This window comes from Spongiibacter sp. C9W (genome assembly GCF_057370015.1).
In genome coordinates this window covers 3,440,354-3,464,489 of sequence record NZ_CM170672.1, presented here as the reverse complement: position 1 = coordinate 3,464,489, position 24,136 = coordinate 3,440,354, and the positions used below count along the sequence as shown (strand labels likewise).

General features: G+C 55.6%; 24 protein-coding genes. 4 read left to right on the top strand and 20 right to left on the bottom strand.

Annotation, left to right across the window (positions count from 1 at the left end; translation table 11 throughout):
* Positions 1 to 84 precede the first annotated feature (84 nt).
* The 3 genes from AC2Q8J_RS16435 to AC2Q8J_RS16425 form a co-directional block, all read right to left on the bottom strand.
* On the bottom strand, positions 85 to 423 hold the full coding sequence (locus AC2Q8J_RS16435) for a hypothetical protein (protein ID WP_154653854.1): 339 nt from the start codon (positions 421 to 423) through the stop codon (positions 85 to 87).
* Between the two features lie 231 nt (positions 424 to 654).
* Positions 655 to 2,796 (bottom strand): acetyl-CoA hydrolase/transferase C-terminal domain-containing protein, encoded by a 2,142-nt coding sequence (locus AC2Q8J_RS16430; RefSeq protein ID WP_486451820.1) that lies wholly within the window; start codon positions 2,794 to 2,796, stop codon positions 655 to 657.
* 66 nt (positions 2,797 to 2,862) lie between these two features.
* Positions 2,863 to 4,143 (bottom strand): NAD(P)/FAD-dependent oxidoreductase, encoded by a 1,281-nt coding sequence (locus AC2Q8J_RS16425; RefSeq protein WP_288362306.1) that lies wholly within the window; start codon positions 4,141 to 4,143, stop codon positions 2,863 to 2,865.
* Positions 4,144 to 4,249: 106 nt separating this feature from the next.
* Between AC2Q8J_RS16425 and AC2Q8J_RS16420 the strand changes: the two genes are divergently transcribed.
* Entirely contained in the window at positions 4,250 to 4,654 is a 405-nt protein-coding gene (locus tag AC2Q8J_RS16420) for a PilZ domain-containing protein (RefSeq protein WP_204995896.1), read from the top strand.
* Positions 4,655 to 4,679: 25 nt separating this feature from the next.
* On the opposite strand, the gene AC2Q8J_RS16415 is transcribed toward AC2Q8J_RS16420, so the two are convergent.
* The 3 genes from AC2Q8J_RS16415 to AC2Q8J_RS16405 are packed head-to-tail and all read right to left on the bottom strand — an operon-like array spanning position 4,680 to position 6,008.
* Positions 4,680 to 5,117, bottom strand: a complete 438-nt coding sequence (locus tag AC2Q8J_RS16415) for a DUF2721 domain-containing protein (protein ID WP_204995897.1) — start codon at positions 5,115 to 5,117, stop codon at positions 4,680 to 4,682.
* A 38-nt stretch (positions 5,118 to 5,155) separates the two neighbouring features.
* Positions 5,156 to 5,521 carry a Rieske (2Fe-2S) protein gene (locus AC2Q8J_RS16410; RefSeq protein WP_286695840.1) on the bottom strand — a complete coding sequence of 122 codons (366 nt, stop codon included), beginning with the start codon at positions 5,519 to 5,521 and terminating at the stop codon, positions 5,156 to 5,158.
* Positions 5,522 to 5,546: 25 nt separating this feature from the next.
* A complete protein-coding gene (locus AC2Q8J_RS16405; protein ID WP_288362308.1) occupies positions 5,547 to 6,008 on the bottom strand; it encodes an Lrp/AsnC family transcriptional regulator in 462 nt (153 codons plus the stop codon).
* A gap of 297 nt (positions 6,009 to 6,305) precedes the next feature.
* Here AC2Q8J_RS16405 and leuA point away from each other — a divergent pair, with 297 nt between their 5' ends.
* On the top strand, positions 6,306 to 7,985 hold the full coding sequence (leuA, locus tag AC2Q8J_RS16400; protein ID WP_288362309.1) for a 2-isopropylmalate synthase: 1,680 nt from the start codon (positions 6,306 to 6,308) through the stop codon (positions 7,983 to 7,985).
* Positions 7,986 to 8,098: 113 nt separating this feature from the next.
* Here leuA and AC2Q8J_RS16395 read toward each other — a convergent pair whose 3' ends face one another.
* Positions 8,099 to 8,704: a TetR/AcrR family transcriptional regulator gene (locus tag AC2Q8J_RS16395; protein WP_288362310.1), complete on the bottom strand. Its 606-nt coding sequence runs from the start codon at positions 8,702 to 8,704 to the stop codon at positions 8,099 to 8,101.
* 89 nt (positions 8,705 to 8,793) lie between these two features.
* Here AC2Q8J_RS16395 and AC2Q8J_RS16390 point away from each other — a divergent pair, with 89 nt between their 5' ends.
* On the top strand, positions 8,794 to 10,284 hold the full coding sequence (locus tag AC2Q8J_RS16390; protein WP_289083538.1) for an FAD-dependent oxidoreductase: 1,491 nt from the start codon (positions 8,794 to 8,796) through the stop codon (positions 10,282 to 10,284).
* Here the strand turns inward: AC2Q8J_RS16390 and AC2Q8J_RS16385 are convergent.
* Complete coding sequence (locus AC2Q8J_RS16385) at positions 10,273 to 10,881, bottom strand: TetR/AcrR family transcriptional regulator (RefSeq protein WP_288364618.1); 609 nt, start codon at positions 10,879 to 10,881, stop codon at positions 10,273 to 10,275. The two genes, AC2Q8J_RS16390 and AC2Q8J_RS16385, sit on opposite strands and share 12 nt — an antisense overlap.
* A gap of 35 nt (positions 10,882 to 10,916) precedes the next feature.
* Positions 10,917 to 12,371 carry a cytochrome P450 gene (locus tag AC2Q8J_RS16380; RefSeq protein ID WP_288364620.1) on the bottom strand — a complete coding sequence of 485 codons (1,455 nt, stop codon included), beginning with the start codon at positions 12,369 to 12,371 and terminating at the stop codon, positions 10,917 to 10,919.
* A gap of 96 nt (positions 12,372 to 12,467) precedes the next feature.
* Between AC2Q8J_RS16380 and AC2Q8J_RS16375 the strand changes: the two genes are divergently transcribed.
* Positions 12,468 to 12,839 carry a nuclear transport factor 2 family protein gene (locus tag AC2Q8J_RS16375; RefSeq protein ID WP_204995904.1) on the top strand — a complete coding sequence of 124 codons (372 nt, stop codon included), beginning with the start codon at positions 12,468 to 12,470 and terminating at the stop codon, positions 12,837 to 12,839.
* Positions 12,840 to 12,843: 4 nt separating this feature from the next.
* Here AC2Q8J_RS16375 and AC2Q8J_RS16370 read toward each other — a convergent pair whose 3' ends face one another.
* The 11 genes from AC2Q8J_RS16370 to AC2Q8J_RS16320 all read right to left on the bottom strand — a co-directional run bounded on the left by AC2Q8J_RS16370 (position 12,844) and on the right by AC2Q8J_RS16320 (position 23,994).
* The gene (locus tag AC2Q8J_RS16370) at positions 12,844 to 13,851 is read right to left on the bottom strand and encodes a HupE/UreJ family protein (RefSeq protein WP_204995905.1); all 1,008 of its coding nucleotides are present in this window, start codon (positions 13,849 to 13,851) and stop codon (positions 12,844 to 12,846) included.
* Positions 13,848 to 14,792: a peptidyl-prolyl cis-trans isomerase gene (locus tag AC2Q8J_RS16365; protein ID WP_289083537.1), complete on the bottom strand. Its 945-nt coding sequence runs from the start codon at positions 14,790 to 14,792 to the stop codon at positions 13,848 to 13,850. Before AC2Q8J_RS16365 ends, AC2Q8J_RS16370 begins: the two co-directional genes overlap by 4 nt.
* Positions 14,789 to 15,283 (bottom strand): thioesterase family protein, encoded by a 495-nt coding sequence (locus AC2Q8J_RS16360; RefSeq protein WP_286695851.1) that lies wholly within the window; start codon positions 15,281 to 15,283, stop codon positions 14,789 to 14,791. Before AC2Q8J_RS16360 ends, AC2Q8J_RS16365 begins: the two co-directional genes overlap by 4 nt.
* Before the next feature lie 51 nt (positions 15,284 to 15,334).
* Positions 15,335 to 16,105 (bottom strand): enoyl-CoA hydratase-related protein, encoded by a 771-nt coding sequence (locus AC2Q8J_RS16355; RefSeq protein ID WP_204995908.1) that lies wholly within the window; start codon positions 16,103 to 16,105, stop codon positions 15,335 to 15,337.
* A 16-nt stretch (positions 16,106 to 16,121) separates the two neighbouring features.
* Entirely contained in the window at positions 16,122 to 16,793 is a 672-nt protein-coding gene (locus AC2Q8J_RS16350) for a nitroreductase (RefSeq protein ID WP_204995909.1), read from the bottom strand.
* A gap of 12 nt (positions 16,794 to 16,805) precedes the next feature.
* A complete protein-coding gene (locus AC2Q8J_RS16345) occupies positions 16,806 to 17,945 on the bottom strand; it encodes a CaiB/BaiF CoA transferase family protein (RefSeq protein ID WP_486451819.1) in 1,140 nt (379 codons plus the stop codon).
* 87 nt (positions 17,946 to 18,032) lie between these two features.
* Positions 18,033 to 18,854: a crotonase/enoyl-CoA hydratase family protein gene (locus tag AC2Q8J_RS16340; RefSeq protein WP_204995911.1), complete on the bottom strand. Its 822-nt coding sequence runs from the start codon at positions 18,852 to 18,854 to the stop codon at positions 18,033 to 18,035.
* 104 nt (positions 18,855 to 18,958) lie between these two features.
* Complete coding sequence (locus AC2Q8J_RS16335) at positions 18,959 to 20,590, bottom strand: acyl-CoA synthetase (protein WP_486451818.1); 1,632 nt, start codon at positions 20,588 to 20,590, stop codon at positions 18,959 to 18,961.
* A gap of 203 nt (positions 20,591 to 20,793) precedes the next feature.
* Entirely contained in the window at positions 20,794 to 21,957 is a 1,164-nt protein-coding gene (locus AC2Q8J_RS16330) for a thiolase domain-containing protein (protein WP_204995912.1), read from the bottom strand.
* Positions 21,957 to 23,015: a thiolase domain-containing protein gene (locus tag AC2Q8J_RS16325; protein ID WP_486451817.1), complete on the bottom strand. Its 1,059-nt coding sequence runs from the start codon at positions 23,013 to 23,015 to the stop codon at positions 21,957 to 21,959. Before AC2Q8J_RS16325 ends, AC2Q8J_RS16330 begins: the two co-directional genes overlap by 1 nt.
* 1 nt (position 23,016) lies before the next feature.
* Positions 23,017 to 23,994: a Zn-ribbon domain-containing OB-fold protein gene (locus tag AC2Q8J_RS16320; RefSeq protein WP_486451816.1), complete on the bottom strand. Its 978-nt coding sequence runs from the start codon at positions 23,992 to 23,994 to the stop codon at positions 23,017 to 23,019.
* Positions 23,995 to 24,136: the final 142 nt, after the last annotated feature.

Genomic DNA, 24,136 nt, shown 5'->3' with positions numbered 1-24,136 from the left:
GGCATAAAAAAAGCGCTGCAAATATGCAGCGCTTTTTTTTGTCTGGCGAAAACTACCGCAACAGGGCGGCGACAAGGCAGGCTCTCAATAACTGACTTGCGACACCTGAATGCGCCAGTCACCGGCTTCGTCACAAGGGTTCGCCACCTCTTCAACCTCCCCCGGTTCAACATCAAAGGCCTGTACACTCAGCGGCCGTACCGCATCTTCTCGCGTGTAACTGAAAACCCCTGACACTCTACTCTCACACTGGTTTTGTACAAGGAAGCGCGTGGACACCTTGTCGCGCATGTAATAGGCGCAACTGGAGGCTTTCGAGGCGGAATTATGGGTTTCAACTGTCCAGTTCAAGCACTGCTCAGGTTCCGCGCCATAACACCACGCCGACACACTCAAACACCCAATCAATACTTTCGTTGCCATTACTGCCTTCATACGTCACCTATTGCTTTTCGCTGGGCCGTCGCAAACAAGAACTTATGTCGCGGCGTGCAATTCAGTAGCCTTCACACTAGCGAAAACAGATGGCGACAGCAGCAGGCATTTTCCCCTACCCCACTATCGCTAACGACTATATTTAGCCTCATTATCAATAACTTGCGGAGCTCAATGACCAACAAGCCAATTGTTCAAAATGTGAGCAGAGCCACAAATTCAATCGTCGACTGCCAGCAATAATCGCCGCAAAAGGCGCTGTTTTAGCCCGCTTACCTGCTTCAGCGCGAGCAACTCTAACAGTTCATCTGAGGCACTATCTATCGGCGTTGACTGCAACAATGTGCGACATAGCTGCAAGGCACTCATATTCTTTACCTTGAGAAGCCGTTTAGCCGCTCGCAGCTCAACATCACTAAAATCGCAGCCCAGTGGGTACGGCGGACACAGACCCTGCGCTGCCGCACGGGCAATGATTGTCTGAATGCGCTGCGGCGTATTGCTGCGCTGCGACTCAGGCAATACAAAATCAGCGGGAAGCTTACCCGCTTGCTGCGCATAGCGGATCAACTCAGGCTGGAATCGACTATCGGCAATGGCAATAAGCGCCTCGGCTACCTCGCGATCTGACTTACCCCGCAAATCGGCAACACCGTACTCGGTAACAATAAGGTCCCGCAGGTGACGCGGAATGGTGCAGGCACCGTAGTGCGGCACAATATTCGACTCCGGGCCGGAAGCGCCCCGACGATGCGAGCGGATCATCAGCACAGAGCGCCCCGTTTGAAGTTGGTGGGCCATCGCAACGAAATTGTATTGCCCGCCAACACCGGAAATAACCTGGCCACTCTCCAATGTATCGGAGGCGACGGCGCCGTTTAAGCTCACATTCAACCCTGTGTTGATAAAGCGTGCGTCGCGCCGCTGCGCACGGAATAGCCGTGGGTTCAGATCGAGTTGATTGATCTTATCGACACCGCACATCGCAAGCTGTCGACGGCGCTCCTCTGGTAGCGCGCGCAATCGAGCGTAAAAGTCTTCACTGCCCAGAAAGAAGCCCCCGTGCAATACTTTTCCATTTCGCAGCGCCCTTCCCAGACAGTGTTCGGCGATAAACCGCTGACTCGACGGGTTCGCCATATTCGCCGCGCAGGATTCACCACTTGCCGCGATCAGGCGGCCCTCGCGATAGCGGCAGTCATCCCGGAAAAAACCGTGGTACTGCAATACCTCAAAGTCCTTACCGCGTAGCTCTCGCACACCGACGTCTGCCATAGCGGTCAAACAGTCCGCCTGTAAATTGTCGGGCTGGCAACGCCCCTCGTTAATCAGCTGCTGCAACGCCCAGAAATCGTATACTTCGCGGCGCAAAATGTCGCTGTCGAACAGCGAAAGAAAGCCCTCCACAAACATCTCGGTGGCGCCGTAAAGGCCGTGTTCAAACGGTAAACGCCCACCTACTTGATCGCTGAGCGAGGCGCTAACACCCAACTGCTGTAACAGTTGCTGATAGCTGTCATTGCGCTGATCCCTGAGCATTAGCGACTGCACAATCGCATCACCCATACTGCCAATGCCCAGTTGAAGCGTTCCACCATCTTTAACCAAACTGCTGGCGATCAGCCCAATTGCATAGTCGGCAGCGGGAACCGGCTGCAAACGCGGCACCGCAAACAAGCCGTGCTGGTGGCTGTCATTGTTCAACAGATAGTCAAAGTGCTGTTCACTAACTTCGGCATCGCCAACCATAAAGGGCAGCTCGTCGTGTACCACGCCAATAGCGACAAATGGCTCAGCCTTTGCGCGCAATCGCTCCAGCAAGGCATTGGAGGTATCCGGGTTGCAACTCATACTCAGCCGGCCATCGGCATGCCGGGCGAGCAACTGCATGACCACATTGCAGCCGCGCTCACTGATATCACGAGCCGCATGGGTATAGTTGCTACTTACATAGTTTTGTTGCGCTATCGGATTACCAAGGCGGGCGCCAGCCTTAAAATAAAACTCGTGTACCTGCACATTCGGCGGTAGCTCGCCGCGACGTTCCGCAGTGGTATACAAGGGCTCGCGATAACGGCGAAACAGGCGTTCAAATACCGGCGTTAATAAACGCCCGCGTACCGGGTCATTCTCTTGCGGACGCTCCAGGGTAAGCGCCGTCATCACCGTAAGGGAAAGCTCAGGGTGCTTGCAGGCTTGTTGGTAAAACGCATCGACCAGGGCAACAGGCTTGCCCAAGCCCAGCGGTAGCGCCAGCGTTAATGTATTACCCAAGCGCTGGCGCACCTGCTCAACGCACTCTGCTTCGGAGTGCAACCACTGCGCCTTACGGGCAGTGGCCTGCTCATGTTGTCCGTCCACTACGGCCTCCTGCTTGTCGTGTGCCTTCCTTTTTAGCACTCCGACGCAGCAGCGGCCAGCGCTACGTCAATGTAGTTTTAGGCGCGGGCGCCACAGTTTATTAAAACGCCCGGCGAGCAGCAGCATCGCCGTGCGGATCCAGCCATAAAGGGCAACTTGATGCATACGGTACAAACTGATGTACATCATTCGCGCCAACCAGCCCTCTACGAATACCGAGCCGCCACGCAAACTTCCCATCAGGCTCCCTACCGCGGTGTAGTTAGAGAGCGATACCAGGGAACCATGGTCGCGGTAAGTAAAGGGTTTTAGCGCCTCGCCGGCAATTTGTCGCTGCAGGTTCCTGGACAGGTGTTTAGCCATTTGCTGGGCAGACTGCGCGCGGGGTGGCACAAATTTGTTTTCCGACATCTCACAGGCGCAACAGTCCCCAATGGCGAAAATACTGGGATCTTCGGTCTGCAAGGTGGACGAAACCATCAGCTGGTTGATGCGATTGTGCGCCAAGCCGAGCTCCGCCAAAAACGATGGCGCCTTGATGCCGGCCGCCCAAACCCGGATGTCCGCATCAATGCGCTGATCGTCGGCGGTAACAAAGCCTTCTGCATCAGCGCTTTTCACCTTGGTATTCAGGTGAACATTCACCCCCATTTTCTCCAGCTCAGATTTCACCGTCGCCGCCAGTGCCGGCTTAAGTACCGGCAACAGGCTGGGACCCGCCTCGATAACATCCACCCTCAGGCGACTGCGATCCAGTTGCTCATGTCCGTAAAGTTTCAACAAGGCAACGGCGTGATGAATCTCCGCAGCTAACTCAACGCCGGTTGCGCCGCCGCCAACAATGGCGATAGAAAGTGGCTCAGCGCGATGGTTGGCGCGCAAACACAGATCGAGAAAACGGTCGTGAAAGCGGTCCGCCTGCTCGCGGCTGTCCAGGAACAAGCAATGATCGCGCACACCAGGTGTGTTGAAATCGTTCCCGCGACTGCCCACTGCCAACACAAGATAATCGTAGTCCAGTCGTCGCTCAGGCAGTACTTCCTCACCCGCTGCATTGCAATGAGGCGCCAACACCAACTGCTTGTTCTCCCGGTCCACGCTCTGCATTTTGCCCAAGGCAAAATGGTAATGGTTGCGCCGGGCATGGGCTCGATAATCCACCGCGTCTAAGTCTGCATCAATCGCGCCCGTGGCCACCTCGTGGAAGCGAGGTTTCCAGATATGGCTGGCAGAATTATCCACCAGTGTGATTTCTGCACGACCCCGGCGCCCCAGTTTTTTACCCAGGCTACTTGCCAGCGGCAGGCCTCCGGCGCCACCTCCCACAATGACGATTTTGTCGGTCATAGATCTTCTCCAAATAGTAAAAGTAAATAAATTCTGTAAACCGCTGTCGCACGCTGCCGGATACGGTTTCTGCTATGCTCATGCTCAGAGATGAAGGAAAAACGCAATGAGCGAACAAAAGCCGCCTAGCCAGCGACGGTATTTCCGGGTGCCCTACCCAGATAATGAACAGCCCCCCTTTCACGCGCACTCCGGTCAGCGCTACTCGGTCATTGATGTCTCAGAAAAGGGGCTAAAAATCGCGGCGGTCAATGAGCCCGACTTAGCCATCTCCACCCGGCTCAGCGGCGTCATTATCTTTCATGACGGAAAAACGCTGGAAGCTGAAGGTGTGGCTATTCGGCAAGACAGTGACGGTTTGGCAATTGCCCTCGACAAAAGCCTGGATGTTGGGCAGCTGTTTCGCGAACAAACCTATATTCGCAAGCACTACCCGGTATTTATGCTGCAGAAGGTTAGCAAACAACACCAGGTGCCGCGGGCCGAAGCGCCCGACGACAAAGACGCGTAAGCGACAATAAAAAGCGCTGGCGTCGTCACGGCCCGTTGAGGATCACTTTCATCGCCATTTGAATCTCTCGCAAGAAACTCAAAAGCGAAACAATAAGAAACAACATTGCCAACACAAACAGCGCGACGACAAACATGCCGCTATTCCATTCGCCCACAGCACTGATAAACAGCGTCGCAATCACCGTACATACCAGCAAGGCACTCACCGTGCCGTAGCCAATAGCGCGATTGACCACCCGAGCGCGCTTGGTGAGCACAACCAACTCAGCGTGTATTGTCTCAGATTTCTCCGGTCCGACCATCTCCAGCCTGGCGTGCAAATTACGCGACCGGTCAATAATCCTGGCTAAGCGATTGGTGAGCACATTTAATATTGCACCGATGCCCGCCAGCAAAAAAACCGGCGCAACCGCCTGCTGAATGGCATGGGTAATCGGGACAACGGAAATATCTACCGCCATTACTATCTCAAGCCCTTACACAAAAAGCACAACATACCTTACCCGCGCAGATACACCGCACCATCAACACACTCGATATCAAAGGTATGTAAATCTTGCGGGGCTTTACCCAATGCAATCAGCTTATGACTCCATTTCGGCAGCTCTGCCCCAAAGAAAGAGTGCGTCCAATCCAGGTTCTCACCACTGAGCAAATCAAAGCGGCTACCGTGAAAAGGACAGGTAACGGCGCCGTCACAAATCGCCCCTTTCGCCAGCGGCAAGCCCAGGTGCGGGCAGCGGTTCTCGACAGCGGCGATTTGCCCGTTCACACGGGTTAGCAATACCTTTTTGCCATCGACTTCCCGCTTGAGAAATTCCCCGTCCTTCACCTCTTCAAGTGAAGCAATAAACTGACCGCCCATATCATCACCCCTTCGTCATTTTACGCTAAATAGGTAGCGCCGTTTTACTGATTGGCGACTTCATTACAAAGCTCGAGTGTACGCCGCTTACGCCTTCTATTCGAGTAATCTGTTCCAGCAACAGGGCCTGAAACCCGTCCATATCTTCGACGATCACTTTTAGCAGGTAGTCGGCATCCTGGCCGGTAATCAGGTGGCACTCCAATACTGCGTCGCAAGTGGCCACTTTCTTCTCAAAGTTCTCGAAGCGCTCAGGCGTGTGTTTGTCCATGCTGATATGGATGAAAGCCATCAACTTAAGTTGCAGTTGGCGGGCATTGAGCAGGGCCCGGTAACCTTCAATTAAGCCACTTTCCTCCAGGCGCCGCACCCGCCGCAAGCAGGGCGACGGCGACAAGCCAATATGATCAGCCAACTCCTGGTTACTCAGACGCGCGTCATTCTGCAGGGCACTTAAAATTGCTCTGTCATAGCGATCTATATTCATAAAAATCACCAAATAACGATCAATAGCAATATTATTCCAAAACAAAAGCAATCTTGGCAATAAAAAAGAATTTTCACCCCAAATTAACCAGCACTTCGCAATCGCCTGCCATACCGTTTTCCCTACACTGTTCCACGTAGCCCAACTACAGGAAGTTACCCCTTCCACCCTCACCGAACGAGCCGCAACACCCCGCGACTCCGACGCGTTAAAAGGCCCACAAGGCTGAAAAAAAACAGCCCGCTACCCGCGGGCTAAAAAACAACTATGAGGCCAAGCCTCACGACAGGAACTGACATGACTTTTGACCACAGCAAATACCGCCCCACCCCCACCATCGCCTTAGATGATCGACAGTGGCCAAGCCGCGTTATCGATCGCGCCCCCGACTGGTGTTCAGTTGATCTGCGCGATGGCAACCAAGCCCTGGTTGAACCTATGACCGTGCAACAAAAACTGCGTATGTGGGACTTGCTGGTCAAGCTCGGTTTTAAGGAAATTGAAGTTGGCTTTCCCTCTGCATCCCAGCCCGATTTCGACTTTGTACGCGCCTTGATAGAGGGGCAACGTATACCTGACGACGTCACTATCCAAATTTTGGTGCAGGCGCGCGAGAGCTTGATTGCTCGCAGCTTCGAAGCATTGGAGGGTGCCAAGCGCGCCATTGTCCATGTTTATAACTCCACCAGCCCTGTGCAGCGCGAGCGGGTATTTGGTCTCGACAAAGCGGGTATTACAGCCATCGCCGTTCAAGGGGCGAAATGGGTTCGGGAATACGCTGAGCGCTACCCGCAAACCCAGTGGACCTTTCAATACTCACCCGAAAGCTTTAGCAGTACCGAAGTCGACTACGCCGTTGAGGTCTGCGATGCGGTTATCGCCCAGTGGCGTGACAGTGGTAAACCTCTCATCGTCAATTTGCCCGCTACCGTAGAATGCGCCACTCCCAATGTATTCGCCGACCAGGTCGAGTACTTCTGCCGCCACAGTCGGTACCGCGCAGACTACCGGGTGTCGATTCATACTCACAATGATCGCGGCTGCGGGGTTGCGGCTGCCGAACTGGCATTGATGGCAGGCGCCGACCGCATTGAAGGCACCCTGCTTGGCAATGGCGAGCGCACCGGCAATATGGATGTCGTCACTATGGCGATGAATCTGTATAGCCAGGGCATTGACCCCAAGCTGAACCTCTCCGATATGGACGAAATCATCTCGGTGGTTGAGCACTGCACAGCGATTCCCTTGCACCCCCGCCACCCTTACGCCGGTGAGCTGGTGTTCACGGCGTTCTCGGGCAGCCATCAAGATGCGATAAAAAAATGCCTCGCCCAGCAGGACAAAGATGCGCAGTGGGACGTTGCCTACTTGCCTATTGATCCGGCTGACCTAGGTCGCAACTACGAGGCTGTGATCCGGATTAACAGTCAGTCTGGCAAGGGCGGTGTCGCCTGGGTGCTTGAGAACGACTACGGCCTGCATATGCCGCGCTGGCTGCAAATTGACGCCAGCCGAAAAGTACAGGCCGAAGCCGAGGCCCAATCGGGAGAGCTCAGTGCAGCCGAGATCTGGTCGGTCTTCGCCGCCAGTTACCTTCAACCTGAGGGGCAGCAGTCATTGCAGAATTTCTCCATTAGTCAGGACAATGCCAGCCATCGCGGTCACGACCGGCTCAAGCTGGTCACCCATATCAACGACCAAGCGGTTTCCCTGGAAGGTGAAGGCGATGGCGCGATCAGTGCTCTGACCGATGCCTGGCAACAGCGCTATGGCGACGCGGTGGAAGTGATTGACTACAGCGAGCACGCCCTGAAATCAGGCACTGCGTCAGAAGCGATAGCCTACGTGTTGCTGAGCATTAACAAGCAGCGCTATATCGGCGTGGCGGTGAACAACGATGTCGTCAGCGCATCACTACAGGCCGTAATCAATGCCGCAGCGCAGAGTCAACATACTACGCAGAAAAAAGCTAGCTGAGACCCAGGCAGCCCCCTACTTCCACCAGATAAATAAAAGGGAGGAACGCTGTCGTGCCCGCATGTCCCAACCGGGACATGCAACAACATCAATACGATATGACAGCAAATTATTTAAGGCGCCATCAAACCGGCCACCAAAAATTTCTGTAATTCATCAAACAACATGGCCATATCGTCCGCCACCTCATCACCACCAAAGGGGCTGGGGAAGTGTACGCAAGACAGCGTGTTGAGCATCGCTTCCACAGCGAAGCCATAGCGGAGTCGGCACTGCAGCAATGACAGATCCGGGCGCTGTTGCGCGAGCATGGCAATCAGCGCATTGGCTGGCGACAGGAATTCATCCAGCAAGGGAAGCTTTTCCGACTGCTCGGCGTACACCCGGGCAATCACCCTGGCATACTGCCGCCCTGCGATGGCGTCTTCCGACAACACCTCGCGCAGCGGCGCAAGCAAGGTCCGAACAATATCGTCGATGGTGACCTTGGGCGCAGTGGCCAATTGTCGTAGCTGCCCTTCTCGCTCGGCCTTGGGTCGCATGCGGCTGCGAAGCACCGCATCAATCAACGCCCCCTTGTTTTTAAAGTGATAGTGAACGGCCGCAGCGCTCAGACCCGCCGCCTCGTTGACCTCCCGCAGCGACACCGACAGACCGCGCTCGGCAAACAGCTCGGTGGCAACAGCAATAATGTGATTTCGTGATGACGGCTTAGCCATGGGGCGCTCTTTTGACTCGACATTAATACTTATCAAATGATAAGTTAAAATTATCGACGTCACAAACAACAATAATGAGGTACTGAAAGATGGCAGCGAACGCCCGCATACGCCCGATTGAATCCGTTACTCACTTTGATATCACCACCGACGTGTTAATTTGCGGCTACGGGGGCGCTGGCGCTGCCGCGGCCCTTGAGGCTGCCGCGGCCGGCGCGAAGGTCTGTATTATTGAGCGCGCCAGCGCTGGTGGCGGTGCCACCGCGTTATCCAGCTGCGAAATGTATCTCGGCGGCAGTGGCGGCACCGCGCTGCAGAAAGACCTGGGCATACACGACAGTACTGAAAACCTGCTCGCCTACCTACACGAAGCGCTGGGCCCCTACGGCGACAGCGAAAAAATTCGCTGTTACGCCGAGGGCGCGGCCGCTCACTTCGACTGGGTAGAGTCACTGGGTGTTAGCTATAAGCGTGCGGTAATGCATGAGCGCACCGTGGTGCCACTCAGCGACGAATCGCTGCTGTTTACCGGCAATGAAAAATCTTACCCCTTCAATACCATCGCTGAGCCAGTGCCGCGTGGCCACGTCCCCTCAAACGAAGGTGACGAAGGCGGCAAAATTTTTATGGATGCAATTATGCAGCGCGTTGATGAAGCGGGAGTGGACGTTGTTAACGACTGCCGGGCACTGGCACTGCTGGCGGACAATACGGGGCGAATCTGTGGCGTTATCGCGAAACACGATAACCGCGAAATCGCGATCCGCGCCACGCGCGGGGTGGTGTTGACCACCGGCGGCTTTGTTATGAATGAGGCGATGACCCGCCAATATCTGCCAGAGATTCATCAATACGCGGTGCCCTACGGCAATAGCTATGATATGGGCGACGGTATCCAGCTGGGGCTCGCGGCGGGTGGCCAAGCCATCAATATGGATCAGGCCTTCATGTCGTTCCCACTCTACCCACCCGCCAAGCTTACCTACGGCCTGCTGCTCAACCAGCGTGGTCAGCGTTACATCAATGAAGATGCCTACCTTGCCCGGTTAGCGCATTACTCCTGCCAGCAGCCTGAGCAAAAATTCTATTTACTTGTGCAGGAAGAGGACTACGAGGCCTCACATTACCTGGAGCGTGCGCCGCTGATCGCCAGCGGTAACAGCATCGCTGAAGTGGCATCAGAAGCGCCCTTCCCCCCCGGCGCGCTGGAGGATACTGTCGACTATTTTAATCGACATGCCAGTGAAGGGCGCGACCCGCTCTTCCACAAAACCTCCGAATGGCTAAAGCCGCTCAATAAACCGCCTTACGCCCTGCTGGAGTATTCCGCCAGTGAAATGCGCGCAATCATTATGCCGGGCACCAATGGCCCGCTAATCTTTACGCTTGGCGGCTTAAAAACACGTTGTAATGGCGAAGTACTCGATGTCGACAACCAGGCGATCCCCGGCCTCTTCGCCGCAGGCCGTGCAACCGCGGGCCTGCCGCGCACCGCAAAGGGATACGCCAGCGGCATGTCGGTGGGTGATGCGACATTTTTCGGTCGACTGGCGGGCAGGCAGGCGGCATTAAGCCAGTAATTGGTGGCGAACCCCCTCAATCAACAGGGGTAAGGATATGTCGATGGGCTCCTGAGCAACCGCATTGGCCAAGCCTGTTAAGATCTCCGGCGACAGTGCCTCAGGCATCGCCGCCGCAGCCTCGCCCTGTTGCCAATGACCGGCATGCAAAGAGGCCCGCATACACACAGCGCCGACGACGAGCTGAATAGTCGCCATATAGACCCTCACCGAGGCATCTGTCGCCAATCCACTTTCCGCCAGCTTGGCGGCAAAGCGTTCTGTCACCCGGAGCGCGTTGCCGCCAAGGCGCAATTTCCCCAGCCAGGGCACCCAGGACATTTCGCTACACAGCGCCTGGTACATGCCCCGCGCACTCACAGTCAGCCATTCATCCCAGGGCAATTGGTCATCGGGCAGAACCTCCGCGCGAGCGATAAATTCCTCAAAGGCGGCCCCCAGCAACTCCTCTTTATTCGCAAAATGCTTGTACATCGCCATTGCGGAAACCCCCAGCTGACTGGCAACGCGGCGCATCGATAATTTCTCAACACCAACATCGGCAATCACGTCTAGCGCAGCATCCACAAAACGCTGGCGATTCAAACTGCCACTCATATCACCTCGACTTATCTTATTTGTAGCCAACACAACTATGCCGCTCCGGCGTGGTCGCGACGCTCGGCTCCTCCGCCACCACCAGCGAGCCCGCGCTTAGCGGTAAAGCGGATCGGCAAGCACTGCAATGTGCGTGCAAACATCGACGCCACATAGGGGGAAGGCCCCGCTAAGGATAGGTTTTCGGTGCGCAGCAGAAACTCACGCAATACGATACGAATTTCCGTGCGCGCCAGCTCGCGACCAATGCAGGCGTGTATACCGTGACCAAATGTCAGGTGTTTTTTGCCGTTGCTGCGGTCAAGACGAATGTCATCGGGCGCCGTGAATACGCGCTCGTCGCGATTCCCCGCCGCCCACATTAGAAACACCCGGCTGTCGGCGGGCAAGTGTACACCGTGCAATTGCGTCGCGCTCTTGGTCCAACGAAAATGCCCCTGAAAGGCCGCTTCAAGGCGAAAGACCTCTTCGATAAAGACCGGCAGTAAGCCATCCAAATCCTCGCGCAGTTGCGTCTGGATTTCGGGGTTTTCAATTAACAGTTTCAGCGCATTTCCCATACTGGTCGCGGAGGAGTCCGACCCGGCGATCAGCAGCTGCATTACTGCGGAAACCGCGGTGTGCTCAGCCATCACCGCATCTTCGCCCGTGGCCGCCTGCACAAACACCGCGCTAAGATCATCGCGTGGCCGCCGCTTGGCCAGTATAAATTGCTGCCAGCAATAGCGATAAAACACCACCAGCTCTGCCTGACTGCGGGCTAGCGCCGCCCCCTGAGCGATACCGCTTTGTGTGGCAATACCGTGCACACACCAGTCTTTTATTTTTTCATAGTCTGCTTCGGGAAAGCCCAGCATGCGAATGATCAGTCGCATGGGCAAGCGCCAGGCGAAGTCGCGCATAAACTCAAGTTCCCCTCTGTCGATGACCTCATCCATCATTTCCCGACAAAGCGCCGTCACCTCGTCTTCCATGGCCTTGACCACCCGCGCATTTAAACCGCGATGTCCGACCTTGCGCTCGGCGGTATGGGCCGGCGGATCAGACAGCGCCAACACGTCGCTGGGTATCACTCCCATCATTTCAAGGGGGCGCAACTTCGCCGCCTCGCGCTCGACACTGTGTCCAGGCTTTAGCCCTGCAATCACGCCCTGATGGGTAGACGAAAAAACGTCAGTGTTCCGGCTCACCTCAACAATATCCTGATACCGGGATAGGCAGTAAATGCCATTGGGCAACTGGTAAACCGGGTAGTCGTCGCGCAGCATTTTGTAAAAGGCATAGGGGTTCTGAAAACAGGCGTCTTCCAGCGGCCGAAAATCTTCCGGGCGCGTGGGCTGCCCCACGGCGATATTTCCCGTGGCGGTCTCGGCGCCCGGGCTGTCAACTCGCTTTGTGCGACGGGTATAGCGTCGCGCCGATAACCGCATTCCCCGCTCAATGAGGTGAGAAAGTAAACAACGGCGACTGTGGTAAAACGGACGATTCATAGCAGAGCCTCAGCAAGCTTCATTGCAGGTACTGGTAAAACTACCCGAGCAAGCTTACACTGTAAACCAGAAAATAATAACGGCGAGACACAAGCAATGAACGACAAGAATCAGCAAATAATCGACCAGTTTATGCAGGCGTGGAACCAGCGAAATCTCGAACAGATCATGGGTTTCTTTCACGAGGACGCCGAATACTGCAACATTCCTATGGGACCGCCACACATTGGCAAAGCCGCCATACGCGAATTTATCGAGGGTTTTCTCAACAGCCTGGAAGACATTGAATTCATTGTGCACCACCAGCTTTGCGATGACGCTAATGGTGTTGTCATGAATGAACGCACAGACCGAATAAACCTGGCAGGCAAGACCATTGACCTGCCTGTTATGGGGGTATTTCTATTGCGCGACGGGTTAATTCAGCAGTGGCGGGACTACTTTGATATGGCGCCCTTCAGCAGCTGAGTGCTTACAGGGCGGCACGGCTAAGCTCTGCCGCGAGGCTAACGCCGCGATCCAGGCACCAGAATACCGATATCGCGCCCATGCTGTATATCAGCGCATAGCGCAATGGCGGCTCCCAGCGCGAAACCGAGCGCAGGGCTGCCAGCACCGCGGCCAGTGCTGCAACAAAAACTAGCTGCCCGAGCTCAATGCCAATATTAAAGGCCAACACCGCCTTGAGCAGGTGTCCACTGGGCAGACCCAGTTCCGCCAATACGCCGGCAAAGCCCAGCCCGTGCACCAAACCGAACAGCAGCGCCATCGGCCAGGGGTGGCGGCGCAAAATACCGCCAGCGCGGCCAGATGCCGGGCGCGTTAATTCCAGGGCCAACAGTAAAATCGTTGCCGCGATAGCCAACTCCACCAAGGCCGGCCAATGCGGCAACACGTCGATGCTCACCAGCACCAAGGTGATACTGTGCCCGACCGTAAACGCGGTAATGGTCAACAACAGCAGGCGCCATGTGCTAACCAGTAACAGCAGCCCCGCTACAAATAATAAATGATCCAAACCAATTAAGATGTGGCTGAAGCCCAGGCCCAAATACTGTGTAAAGACGCTGCCCTGCGATGCTTTTTCGGCAAATTCAAAGCGCGGGGCGTCCGCCGTTAGGAGTGTTTCGAATAGCTCACCGCGTTCATTCTGAACACGCAATAAGGCCGTTGTACGACTCTGCTGCAAGCCCGTGATGGCGATGCTCTGCCCAGACAAGGGGCTTGAACAATGCAGTTTCCAGCGCCACTCCAGGGCCGTTCCCTGAGGCGAAATATTCGGCGCTGAAGGTGAACACGCAGCGGGAAACTGCGGATGCGGCGGTCGCTGTGCGTCAGCTGGCGTGCGAAACAGCACCTGATATTCAGCATTGCCTACTGCGCGAAATTCCAGCAACGACGGCGCTAATTTATGTGCCCAGCTCGCCCCAGCAAACAGCATTAGTCCCGCCAGGAATGATAGGCGCCAAAATACATTCATGGGCTGCGCACTCGGTAACGTTGGCGTAATTGCTCTATGAAGCCCTGGAGGTTGTCTGCGCGCTGCTGTTGTAACAGCTCCTCGCGCAGCGGCGACCTAACGCTGTCAAATGCGCGCTCAGTAGCAGGATGAAAGCCCGTTATCTTAACCAGATGTAAACCATACGCCGAGGCAACGGGGCCCTGCCAATTGGAAGACTGCAACGACGCTGCTGAGTGCTGTTGCATCCACTGGGAAAAAGATTCACCAAAACTGCGCTCCAGGTGGTATGCCGAGACTTGAGACATCTCAGAGCCAAGCAGAAAGCTGTCTCCCTGTGAGAGAGCCGCGGCGTCACTGAGTGCCCCACTACGCAGCCGTTGGAGTAGGTCTTGGGCCCGCTGTTGCATACCTCGTTTGTCTGCACTGATAAAAACATGCTGGAAGCTATAACTCGGTTCACCGCTCCAGCGCGCTCTATCGGCCTCGTAAGCAGCCCTCAGCTGGGCTTCCGTTGGCGCTGTTAACGCTCCGGAAGCGCTGCCGAGTGCTTCCATGCGCTGTATTAAACGGCGCTGAATCACTTCGTCACCGCGATGGAGCTCCAAGGACAACGCCGTATTCATCTGCTGCTCAGCGCTGCCGTCCATCCCCAGGAAAGCCGCGTTGCGCAATAGCCGTTGTTTGACAACAGGGTCGCTCAAATGCAGCTCTCGGCGCAGTGCTTCGCTAAACAATATGCGTTGGTCAATTTCATGTTGACGCAGCGCCGCGTGCTGCGCCGAGGAAAGCGGTCGCCCCTGCAGTGTTTCGACTTGCACAGCAGCATCGATCAAAAACGCCGCATCGGGCGCCGTAATTTGATAAGCGGCGTATTGCAGCCGCCAATGCTCTGCCGCATACAACAGGCAACCCAGCACAAGAAAATGTATCAGCGGACGCCGATACCAAGACTTGATCATTCGCCATCCAACCAGGTATTTCGCGGCGGCCGCAATTGACTACCAATATTTAGCGGCAGCGGCTGCGCCAGATTTTCGCGGACTTGCTTACGCAAAAAGCGCTGCAGCGATTCGGGCATGTCTGCTGAGCGCCGCGCTTGTAAGTCGATATGAATGTCCACTTGCTCAGATGTGGCGCTGCGGCATTGCCGGCTGCAGTTATACAGCTCGTGGAAGAAATGCAGACGCTTATTATCGACCGCCAGCAGCCAACACCGCACCTCCAGCTGGTCGCCCAACCCGGCCTCACGCTCATAGCGCATATGGCTTTCCAGCACTGCTTTGCCACACCGGGCCCGCTCGACATACTCCTCATTAAAGCCTAGCCATTCACTGTGCGCGGCGTGCGCCTCGTAGATCACCAAACCAAAGTGCGTCGCATTCATATGGCCGTTTACATCGATCCACTCAGGCTTTACCGCTCCGCGATAACCAATATAGGGCTGATTCATTTTCACTCCCTGGGCTCAATCAAATATTGGCAACCCTCACCTCACAGAGAGTTATGCCTTGCGAAACTGGGAAAAATCCGGTGCGCGCTTTTCCATAATCGCTACGACAGCTTCAATATTTTCGGGCTTACCCGCCAGTTTCGCCATGCCTGCTTGTTCAGCATCAATAGCGGCATGAATCGCTGCACGGTGCACTCGGCGCATCAGATCTTTCGTCTCACGCAACGAGCTGACCGGCCACTTCGCAATTTCTCTTGCCTTCTCCATAGCCCGCTCCAGCAGCTCGTCATCGCTGTAAGCCGCCGTGGCAATACCCAGCTCTACTGCGCGCTCAGCCCCCAGCCACTCAGAGGTATACATCAGTTCTGCGGCTTTACGGGCACCGATGACGGCCTGAAGCTGGTAGCTGCTGCCCCACTCAGGCACCAAGCCCAACGCGGTAAAAGGAAAACGCAAACGCAGGGATTCGCCCACATAGACAACATCGGTATGCAGCAGTAAGGTCGCGCCACCACCTATCGCCACGCCCTTGGCCGCGCTCACAATAGGCTTGTTAAAGTCGACCAGACGTCGCGCGCAGCGCTCGAAAGGGTGCTCCCCACCCGCCTCTGAAAAATCGTTTAGATCTACGCCGCTGGAAAAATCACTGCCCGCTCCGGTCACCACCACACAGGCGACCGCCGGATTTTCATCGGCGGCTTCCAGCGCTTCGCCAAAGGCTAGCCACTGCTCATTGCTAAAAGCATTTTTTTTCTCGGGTCGGTTCAACGTCAGCAGCAGCACACCGTGCTCGTCTAGTTTCTGAAGTACTGTATCGCTCATAGTTATCTCGCTCTATTCAGGAAAAGAACCGCAGGCAATTGTCTGAGGTGTCGCGCTGGGTTCGGCAATTATTCACTGCGGCATCGGTGTCTTCTTCGCCGAAGGAGATACCAAATAGCAGTTTATTTTCCGCACCTATTCCCAGTACCTCTCGCACTAGGTCGGCATTAAAGCTCAGTGCCGTCTGCGGACAACTGGCCAAGCCCTCTGCTGTCAGAGCCAGCATCAGGCTTTGGGCATACATGCCGCAATCGGCTGCTTCGCGTAAACCGAAGGGCTCGGGCAGGAAAATAAATGCCACGTGCGGCGCACCAAAAAACCGAAAGTTTTGCATGAATTGTTCATTGCGCCCGGCTTTATCCTCGCGGGCAATCCCCATCGCGCTATATAGGTCAGTCGCTGCCTGGTATTGGCGCTCCTTGTACACCCCTTGGTATTGGCCATCGTAGGGAAAGTCCATGGTCCACTGCCCTGCGGTAAATGCTTCCGGAATCGCTGATCTGAGTACTTCCAATCGCTCACCACTGACCACCGCGCACAACCACGGTTGCGTGTTACAGTTCGACGGCGCTTGCTGCGCAGCGCGAAAAATCTTCTGTAAGCGCGCCTCGGCTATCGGCTCGGGGCGAAATGCGCGAACTGACCGCCTGCGCTCTAGCACGTCGTAAAAAGCGTGTGCGTGATTCATTCTCTCTCCCTATCAGTCTGTACTAACCGCATTCCCCGCAATTAGCGACTCGATCTTTTCTGTATCGAAACCCAGTTCCTGCAGTAGCTCCCGGCTTTGAGCGCCACTCACCGCTGGGCCACTTTGTATTTCACCGGGAGTGCGAGACAACCTCGGCGCGACGCCAGTTTGAACCACGCCATCGCGTTCAACAAGGTTCCCTCGCTGGGCGTTATGTGGGTGGTCGATTGCCTCATCTAACGGCACAATCGGTGCTACGCAGGCATCAGTGCCGTCGAAAATCGCGCACCACTGTGCCTGGGTCTTTTCCTTAACTCGCGCAGCGATCTGCTCACGCTGACGCGGCCAATCGGCTTTGTTCAACTGCACGCTGTAGTCTGTGCCACCAAAATCAATATCCAGTTTTTCCAGCAACAACGCATAAAACTGTGGCTCGATTGCGCCGAAGGAGATATAGCGCCCGTCTTTGCACTCATAGTTGCGGTAAAACGGCGCGCCGCCATCAAGCATGTTGTGCTCTCGCTCGGCATCCCAGAAGTCGATCGCTTTGAGGCCGTGCAGGGTGCTCATTAACGATGCCGCGCCGTCGCAAATTGCCGCATCGATAACCTGTCCTTTGCCTGACTGGCTTCGCTCATGCAACGCCGCCAGCATTCCCATCACCAGAAATAGCGAGCCGCCACCCAGATCGCCCGCCACGTTCAGGGGCACCGGTGGTGGGCGGTCAGCATCGCCCATGCTTGCCAACATGCCACTTAAGGCGATGTAATTAATATCGTGACCGGCTGTCATTGCCAGCGGCCCGTTTTGCCCCCACCCCGTCATGCGACCGTATATCAACCTTTCATTTGACTGACAGCAAACCTCGGGGCCCAGGCCTAGCTTTTCCATCACACCGGGTCGGAAACCTTCGACAAGCATGTCGGCACTATCGATCAGCTGTCGGGCAATCGCGAGCCCGTCTTCTGATTTCAGGTTTAAGGCTATCGAGCGCCGACCACGGGTGCTGACATCACCCGGCTGGCCCAGTGCGCCGCTGCGATCAATTCGGATCACCTCAGCGCCCAGGTCGGATAACAACATACAGGCGTAAGGCCCGGGGCCAATGCCGGCCATCTCGATAACTCTCACGCCGTTTAGTGGCCCAGACATAGCCTCATCCTTCTTAGTGGGGGAATTATTGGTATTGAGATGGGGGTCGCGGGTAGCGGCGGAAGCATCGTCCGCCGCTGCGACGGTCTATTCGCCGATGAATTCGGCGGGACGTTTTTCTTTGAAGGCGCGCATGCCCTCTTTGGCATCCTTGGAGGCAAACACCGGGCCTGCCAGCTCATCGGACTTCAGCATCGCCTCGTCTTCTGCCAGGTGCTCCGTGTGCTCACGCAATGAACGCGTCACCGCTTTCACCGCCAGCGGACCATTTGCACAGATTTTTTCGGCTATTTTCTTCGCTTCGTTCAAGGTTTCACCCTTGGGCACAATGCGGTTAATCAAGCCAAATTCCAGCGCCTGCTGTGCACTAACGTGCTCACCAAGCAGCAGAATTTCAGCGGCAATGCAGTAGGGAATTTGTTTGCGCAGACGCACAGTTGAGCCGGACATCGGATATAGGCCACGCGCCACTTCCGTCACACCGAAGATGGCATCCTCAGCCGCAACGCGAATATCAGTACCCTGAAGAATTTCCGTTCCACCCGCCAGCGCATAACCTTCCACAGCAAGGATCAATGGCTTGCAGGGGCGGTTGTCACGCAGCAGTGCCTGCCAATGGATATTGGGCACTGTGGCCATCAATTCCATAAACTCTTCCGTGCTGCGCTGTTGGCCATCCGCTCCGGCCTTAAGATCCATTCCCGCACAAAAGGTATCGCCGTTGGCGGTAAGAATAGCGCAGCGAAGATCGTCGTCTTCATCCAGCAAGCGCCACGCTTTATAGAGCCCCAACAGCATTTCAGGGCTGAACGCATTTTTTGCTTCCGGGCGGTTCAGGGTAACAATCAGTACGTGGCCGTCTTTTTCAACGATGCAGTTTTCGGTACTGATAGGCAGTTCGGTAGGCATGATTGGCTCCATTAGCAATTCATTGTTATGAGAATAAGTGAAAAGCAGCGGCCATGAATGCGGGCAGAGTGTGCCGGAGTAGCATCGCTACCCCGGCCCAGGGATCAGGAAACCTGCCCCTCACCACTCAGCGCAAAGGCTTTTGCTGTTTTATAGTCGGGCTTGCCGCTGGGGGCGCGAGGAATTTCTGCAATGATATGCACCTCGCGTGGCACCTTGTAACCCGCCACATGTTTGCGGCAATGCTCTTGAACATTCTTAAGGTCGAGGTCGACACCCTCGCGCGCCTGAATAACCGCACTCACGCGGCTACCCCAACGCTCGTCGGGAACGCCAATGACCAGTGCATCGAAGACACCGTCGTGGGCCTTAAGCGCGTCTTCAACCTCTTCGGGGAAAATTTTCTCACCACCGCTGTTAATACAGTTTGAGCCGCGACCGAAGACAGTAATTGACCCATCTTCTTCCAGCTTGGCGGCATCCCCCGTCAACAACCAGGTTTTACCGTCCACCTCAACGAAGGTCTTGGCGGTTTTTTCAGGGTCATTGTAGTAGCCCATTGGGATGTAACCCGCGCGAGCAAAGATACCGGTTTCGCCGAGTTCAGCGTGACGACGCGGCTGGTCTGGCTCGTCGATAATCACGTCCATGTAGTCGGTACGACTAACGTTGCCAAGTCCCGATGCCGTTTTCTTGCTGCCGTTATCCATGCCCATTTGGCCGCCTTCCGACGAACCAAACGCGTTGGTAACAAAGACATTAGGGAAATGCTTCTTGAAGGCCTCTTGCTTGGCTTCAGAGAAGATCGCACCGCCTGAACCAACGTTAAATACTGCCGACAAATCCCAGCGACCGGGGTTCGCATCGAGTGCATCCAACAGGGGAATGGCCATGGCATCGCCAACGATCTGCACAGCATTCACTTTTTCGTCCGCAACGATCTGCCATACCTCGGCACCGTCGAAGGAGCGATTGTGATTAAGCACCAGCTTGTTGCCCGCAAGCAGCTGGATACAGGCATACCACCACGATGCGCCATGCATCAACGGCGCCAGTGCGATACCGGTCAGCGGGTGCTCGCCAACGCGCTCGGTAATATCTTCGGGCTTCTCACAGGGGCCGAGTGGCGAAAAGTGACCGCCGCCGCCCATCGCCGCAAAAAATACATTTTTATGCGGCCACATAACGCCCTTAGGCATGCCCGTAGTACCACCGGTGTAGAGAACAAAGTAGTCGTCATCGGCACGCTCAGCGAAATCGCGCTTGGCGCTCTGCCCTTCACAGGCCTGCGCGTAGTCGATAGAACCAATGCTGGCGATGTCTGCATCGCTACCGTCATCCACCGACACAAATACTTTCAGTTTCTTCGCCGCCGAACGAACTTCGGCAATATGCGGGGCGAACTCGCGGTGATGCACACAGGCAACCATGTCTGCATTATCAAAGATGTAAAGCAGCTCATCTTTCACATAGCGGTAGTTAACATTGATAGGCACCGCGCGAATTTTGAAGCAAGCCAGCATCGCTTCCAGATATTCGTTGCAGTTGTACATGTACAAACCAACGTGGTCGCCGGCGTTCACACCCTGACTGCTCAGGTAGTGGGCCATACGGTTGGCGCCAGCATCAAGCTCGGCGTAGGTCGCACGGCTACTGCCACATACCAGCGCTTCACGGCTGGGTACTTTATCGGCAACGGCTTCAAACAAATCCGCAAGGTTAAAATGCATGCTCATAGTGGGTCCCTGTTAGATCAACGCCGCCTCGACGGCGGCGCCAATTTGTTTAATTGTTATCTCTGCGATGACTCGCAGTAATGTATCGCAACCGTATTGCCGGGCAGGCCAGAACGGCGTATAGCCCAACACAGTAACAAGGCCATTCTCACCCAGCCATCCTCCCAAGGGACGAGTTAAGGGGGATGGCTGATGACCATTTGTTAATGCTTTTCGCTGCTCACTACCCACATTGAGTAGAACTGGGCACCACCGCCATAGGCGTGACCCAATGCCGTCTTGGCACCGTCCACTTGATGGTCTCCCGCTTCACCGCGCACCTGCTGCGCAGCTTCGGCAAAGCGAATCATGCCCGAGGCACCAATCGGGTTCGACGACAGTACGCCACCAGAGCAGTTCCAGGGAATATCGCCACCTTCCAGCAAGGAGGTTGCGCCGCTCATGGTGAGCTCCCAACCCTTACCGTCTTCGGCAAAACCGAGGTTTTCCAGCCACATGGGCTCATACCAAGAAAATGGCACGTAGACTTCGGCGCAATCGAGGTCCTTGCGAGGATTGTCGATACCCGCTTGCTTGTACACATCCTTCGCACAATCGCGGCCCGCTTGCGGATTAACCTGCTCACGACCGGCGTACATAGTCGGCTCAGAGCGCATTGCCGCACCGCGAATCCACGCCGGTTTGCCCGGTGATTGCTCGGCAAGATCTTCGTTGGCAATCACCATCGCGCAGGCACCATCAGACGACGGACAGGCCTCAAGGAAGCGCAGTGGCTCCCACAGCATTGGGCTGTCTTCGACCTCTTTCATAGTAATTTCTGGCAGCTGTAGATGCGCCAGCGGGTTTTTGGCACCGTGCAAGCGGTCTTTAACGGCAACTTTAATACCCGCGTCATAGGGGGCATTAGAGCGGCGCATATACTCGCGAATAATCGGCGCAAAATAACCGCCAGCACCCGCATTCAAGTGTGGGGAAAATGGCTGAGGGTTAGACAATGCCCACATGGCGTTGGACTCGGATTGCTTCTCAAACGACACCGTGAGAATGCGTTTGAACACGCCGCTCTGCACGTAGGATGCCGCCACGATAGCCGTGGAGCCCCCAACCGAGCCAGCAGTGTGCACACGCAGCATTGGCTTGCCGTTACAACCCAGTGCATCGGTGAGGTACAGCTCGGGCATGATAACGCCCTCGAACATGTCCGGCGCCTTGCCGAGGATGACGGCATCGATGTCATCCCAGGTTAGCTGAGCATCATTGAGCGCATTCTGCGCCGCTTCGCGAACCAGGCCCGCGATCGATACGTCGCCGCGCTTTGTTTTGTATTTGGTCTGACCGACGCCGACCACAGCAGCTAATTGAGCCATTATTGGGCCTCCAGTACAGTTACCAGGTTTTGTTGCAGACACGGCCCCGACGTTGCGTGTGCCACGCCGCGCTTGCCTTCACCGTTGATTAATCGCATGGCCACTTCACCGATGCGCGACAGGCCGGAGGCCATCATCACATTGCCCGCCAACACGCCGCCCGACGGGTTTACCTTGGTGTCATCGGATAAATTCAGCGCCCGGCGCAGGATGATTTCCTGGTGGCTGAACGGCGCATACAACTCGGCAATATCCACCGGCCCTTGCGCGACGCCAGCCGCCTCAGCTGCTTGTTTGGTAGAGATTGATTGCGTTAGATCGCGCGAGCCGATGTGGTGGGTCTCGATGCGGTGATCAATCCCCTTAATCACGGCATAGCGCTTACCCCATTCTTTAGCCTTCTCGACGGTGCAGATAATCATTGCACAAGCGCCATCAGAGATTGGGCAGCAATCGTGGCGACGCAGTGGCGATTCATACTCGGGCTCGGCGAGCAGCTCATCCACACTGACATCACCCTTCAACTGAGCGTGGGGGTTGTTGGCGGCGTTTTTGCGTGAGCGCGCAACGACCTCAGCCATCTCGGCTTCAGTTATCAAACCCTGCTCCAGCATCACCCGCGCCTGCATGGCAGCGAAGGCAATGGTGTCCACCCAAAGTGGCGCCAAGTAATAAGGGTCGAGCTGTTGAGAGAGTACGATCGGCAATTCGCCTGGCGACGACTTACCAAAGCCGTAAATCAGTGCCGACTCGGCCTGACCCATTTGAATTTTTAGCCAAGACTCATAGAGCGCCCAGGCGGCGTCCATCTCAACGTGAGACTCTTTAATTGGTGGCACGGCACCCAGCGCGTCAACACCCGCCACAAATGCGAAGGCTGCGCCCTGCTGGTAGTCGCAACTACCAGAGCAAGTGAAGTCAACATCCTGAGCACTGTTAATACCCGTCTGCTTGTAGACTTCCTGCAAGACCGGCATGATCAGCTCAACTTCGTTGCGAGCGCCAGCATCGCGCACACAATCAGACTGGGCAAAAGCTACAATAGCTACATCGCGCATCTTAACGGCCCCCTTTTTTCAGTTTGCCAATTTCTTCCACCGGAACATCGGGCTCGTCGATGGGCTTGAAGTACTGGATATTCTCCATGGCATAGCCCCACTCTTCTTCGGGCTTCCACACGGCTTCAACCCGCATACCAATACGCACATCTTCGTTCTTACACTCACTAAGCAGGTGCAGGAAACTGATATTGGCGCCGTCGAGCACCAGGTTTGCAATCACGTAGGGCGGCTTGATCGGGTTGTTGGGAATGGGGATATACACGATAGTGAACGACTCGACGGTAGCCTTATTGGTCAATTCAACTTCGTCGGTTGTCGCCACACCACAGGCAGCGCAGCTACCGCGTGGAGGAATATAAACGTTTTCACAGGAGGGGCAGCGCTGTCCTACCAACTTACCTTTCTTGAGTTCAGCCAGGTAACGTGCGGTCGCGCCACCTGCAGTGAAGTTGTAGGTCAGGTAGCTGGGCGAGTCGATACCCGTGATAGGCTCTTCCGCCTCATTAGCTTGGTAGTTTTCACTCAGCGCGGTCGCCTCGGGAACAAAGCCATTGATATCGGAGATTAAGCCCTGGGTTTTCTCTGCCCAGCGAGCTTTCACACGCATACCCGTAGACATCTGCGCCGCATCACCCGCATCCACCCAATGAAGCATGGGCGTATCAGCGCCATCGAGCTTAATCAGCGCCCAAGCAAAGGGTTTGTCGCTGGGGTGCGCCTTACGCGGCTCACTGACCCAGCTCCACGTTTGCACAACGCCACAATCGGCAACATCCACAAACTCGCTCAGCGCTTGCGCACTCACTGGATCAAATTCGACCGGCGGCATAAGAACCTTGCCGCCGCTGCCTTTGATACCGACCATTTTCCGGTCGCGCAACGCTGTGAGAAACTGGCCCACAATAGGGCCGGTTGAACGGGTATAGGTATACCCCAATGTAAAGGCCTGACTTAAAATTTCAGCCGATGAAGACATCTCGTCTCTCCTTGGTAATGTACCCTGCCCTGCAGCTACCTAGGCCATATGGCCGATAGTGCAATAGCAGGCCCAGATTTGGCTTGCCGGAGGAGTATCTCTGTGAGGCGTAAACCAGACAATGTCGCTGCTGATCACTCTG

Coding starts and splice junctions, on each gene's coding strand:
- AC2Q8J_RS16425 (WP_288362306.1), bottom strand. CDS start 4,143: ATGACCGACAAAATCGTCATTGTGGGAGGTGGCGCCGGAGGCCTGCCG.
- AC2Q8J_RS16320 (WP_486451816.1), bottom strand. CDS start 23,994: ATGTCTTCATCGGCTGAAATTTTAAGTCAGGCCTTTACATTGGGGTAT.
- AC2Q8J_RS16415 (WP_204995897.1), bottom strand. CDS start 5,117: ATGGCGGTAGATATTTCCGTTGTCCCGATTACCCATGCCATTCAGCAG.
- AC2Q8J_RS16350 (WP_204995909.1), bottom strand. CDS start 16,793: ATGAATCACGCACACGCTTTTTACGACGTGCTAGAGCGCAGGCGGTCA.
- AC2Q8J_RS16385 (WP_288364618.1), bottom strand. CDS start 10,881: ATGAGTGGCAGTTTGAATCGCCAGCGTTTTGTGGATGCTGCGCTAGAC.
- AC2Q8J_RS16380 (WP_288364620.1), bottom strand. CDS start 12,371: ATGAATCGTCCGTTTTACCACAGTCGCCGTTGTTTACTTTCTCACCTC.
- AC2Q8J_RS16345 (WP_486451819.1), bottom strand. CDS start 17,945: ATGTCTGGGCCACTAAACGGCGTGAGAGTTATCGAGATGGCCGGCATT.
- AC2Q8J_RS16330 (WP_204995912.1), bottom strand. CDS start 21,957: ATGGCTCAATTAGCTGCTGTGGTCGGCGTCGGTCAGACCAAATACAAA.
- AC2Q8J_RS16360 (WP_286695851.1), bottom strand. CDS start 15,283: ATGAATCAGCCCTATATTGGTTATCGCGGAGCGGTAAAGCCTGAGTGG.
- AC2Q8J_RS16335 (WP_486451818.1), bottom strand. CDS start 20,590: ATGAGCATGCATTTTAACCTTGCGGATTTGTTTGAAGCCGTTGCCGAT.
- AC2Q8J_RS16375 (WP_204995904.1), top strand. CDS start 12,468: ATGAACGACAAGAATCAGCAAATAATCGACCAGTTTATGCAGGCGTGG.
- leuA (WP_288362309.1), top strand. CDS start 6,306: ATGACTTTTGACCACAGCAAATACCGCCCCACCCCCACCATCGCCTTA.
- AC2Q8J_RS16365 (WP_289083537.1), bottom strand. CDS start 14,792: ATGATCAAGTCTTGGTATCGGCGTCCGCTGATACATTTTCTTGTGCTG.
- AC2Q8J_RS16405 (WP_288362308.1), bottom strand. CDS start 6,008: ATGAATATAGATCGCTATGACAGAGCAATTTTAAGTGCCCTGCAGAAT.
- AC2Q8J_RS16370 (WP_204995905.1), bottom strand. CDS start 13,851: ATGAATGTATTTTGGCGCCTATCATTCCTGGCGGGACTAATGCTGTTT.
- AC2Q8J_RS16435 (WP_154653854.1), bottom strand. CDS start 423: ATGGCAACGAAAGTATTGATTGGGTGTTTGAGTGTGTCGGCGTGGTGT.
- AC2Q8J_RS16420 (WP_204995896.1), top strand. CDS start 4,250: ATGAGCGAACAAAAGCCGCCTAGCCAGCGACGGTATTTCCGGGTGCCC.
- AC2Q8J_RS16355 (WP_204995908.1), bottom strand. CDS start 16,105: ATGAGCGATACAGTACTTCAGAAACTAGACGAGCACGGTGTGCTGCTG.
- AC2Q8J_RS16410 (WP_286695840.1), bottom strand. CDS start 5,521: ATGGGCGGTCAGTTTATTGCTTCACTTGAAGAGGTGAAGGACGGGGAA.
- AC2Q8J_RS16325 (WP_486451817.1), bottom strand. CDS start 23,015: ATGCGCGATGTAGCTATTGTAGCTTTTGCCCAGTCTGATTGTGTGCGC.
- AC2Q8J_RS16340 (WP_204995911.1), bottom strand. CDS start 18,854: ATGCCTACCGAACTGCCTATCAGTACCGAAAACTGCATCGTTGAAAAA.
- AC2Q8J_RS16395 (WP_288362310.1), bottom strand. CDS start 8,704: ATGGCTAAGCCGTCATCACGAAATCACATTATTGCTGTTGCCACCGAG.
- AC2Q8J_RS16390 (WP_289083538.1), top strand. CDS start 8,794: ATGGCAGCGAACGCCCGCATACGCCCGATTGAATCCGTTACTCACTTT.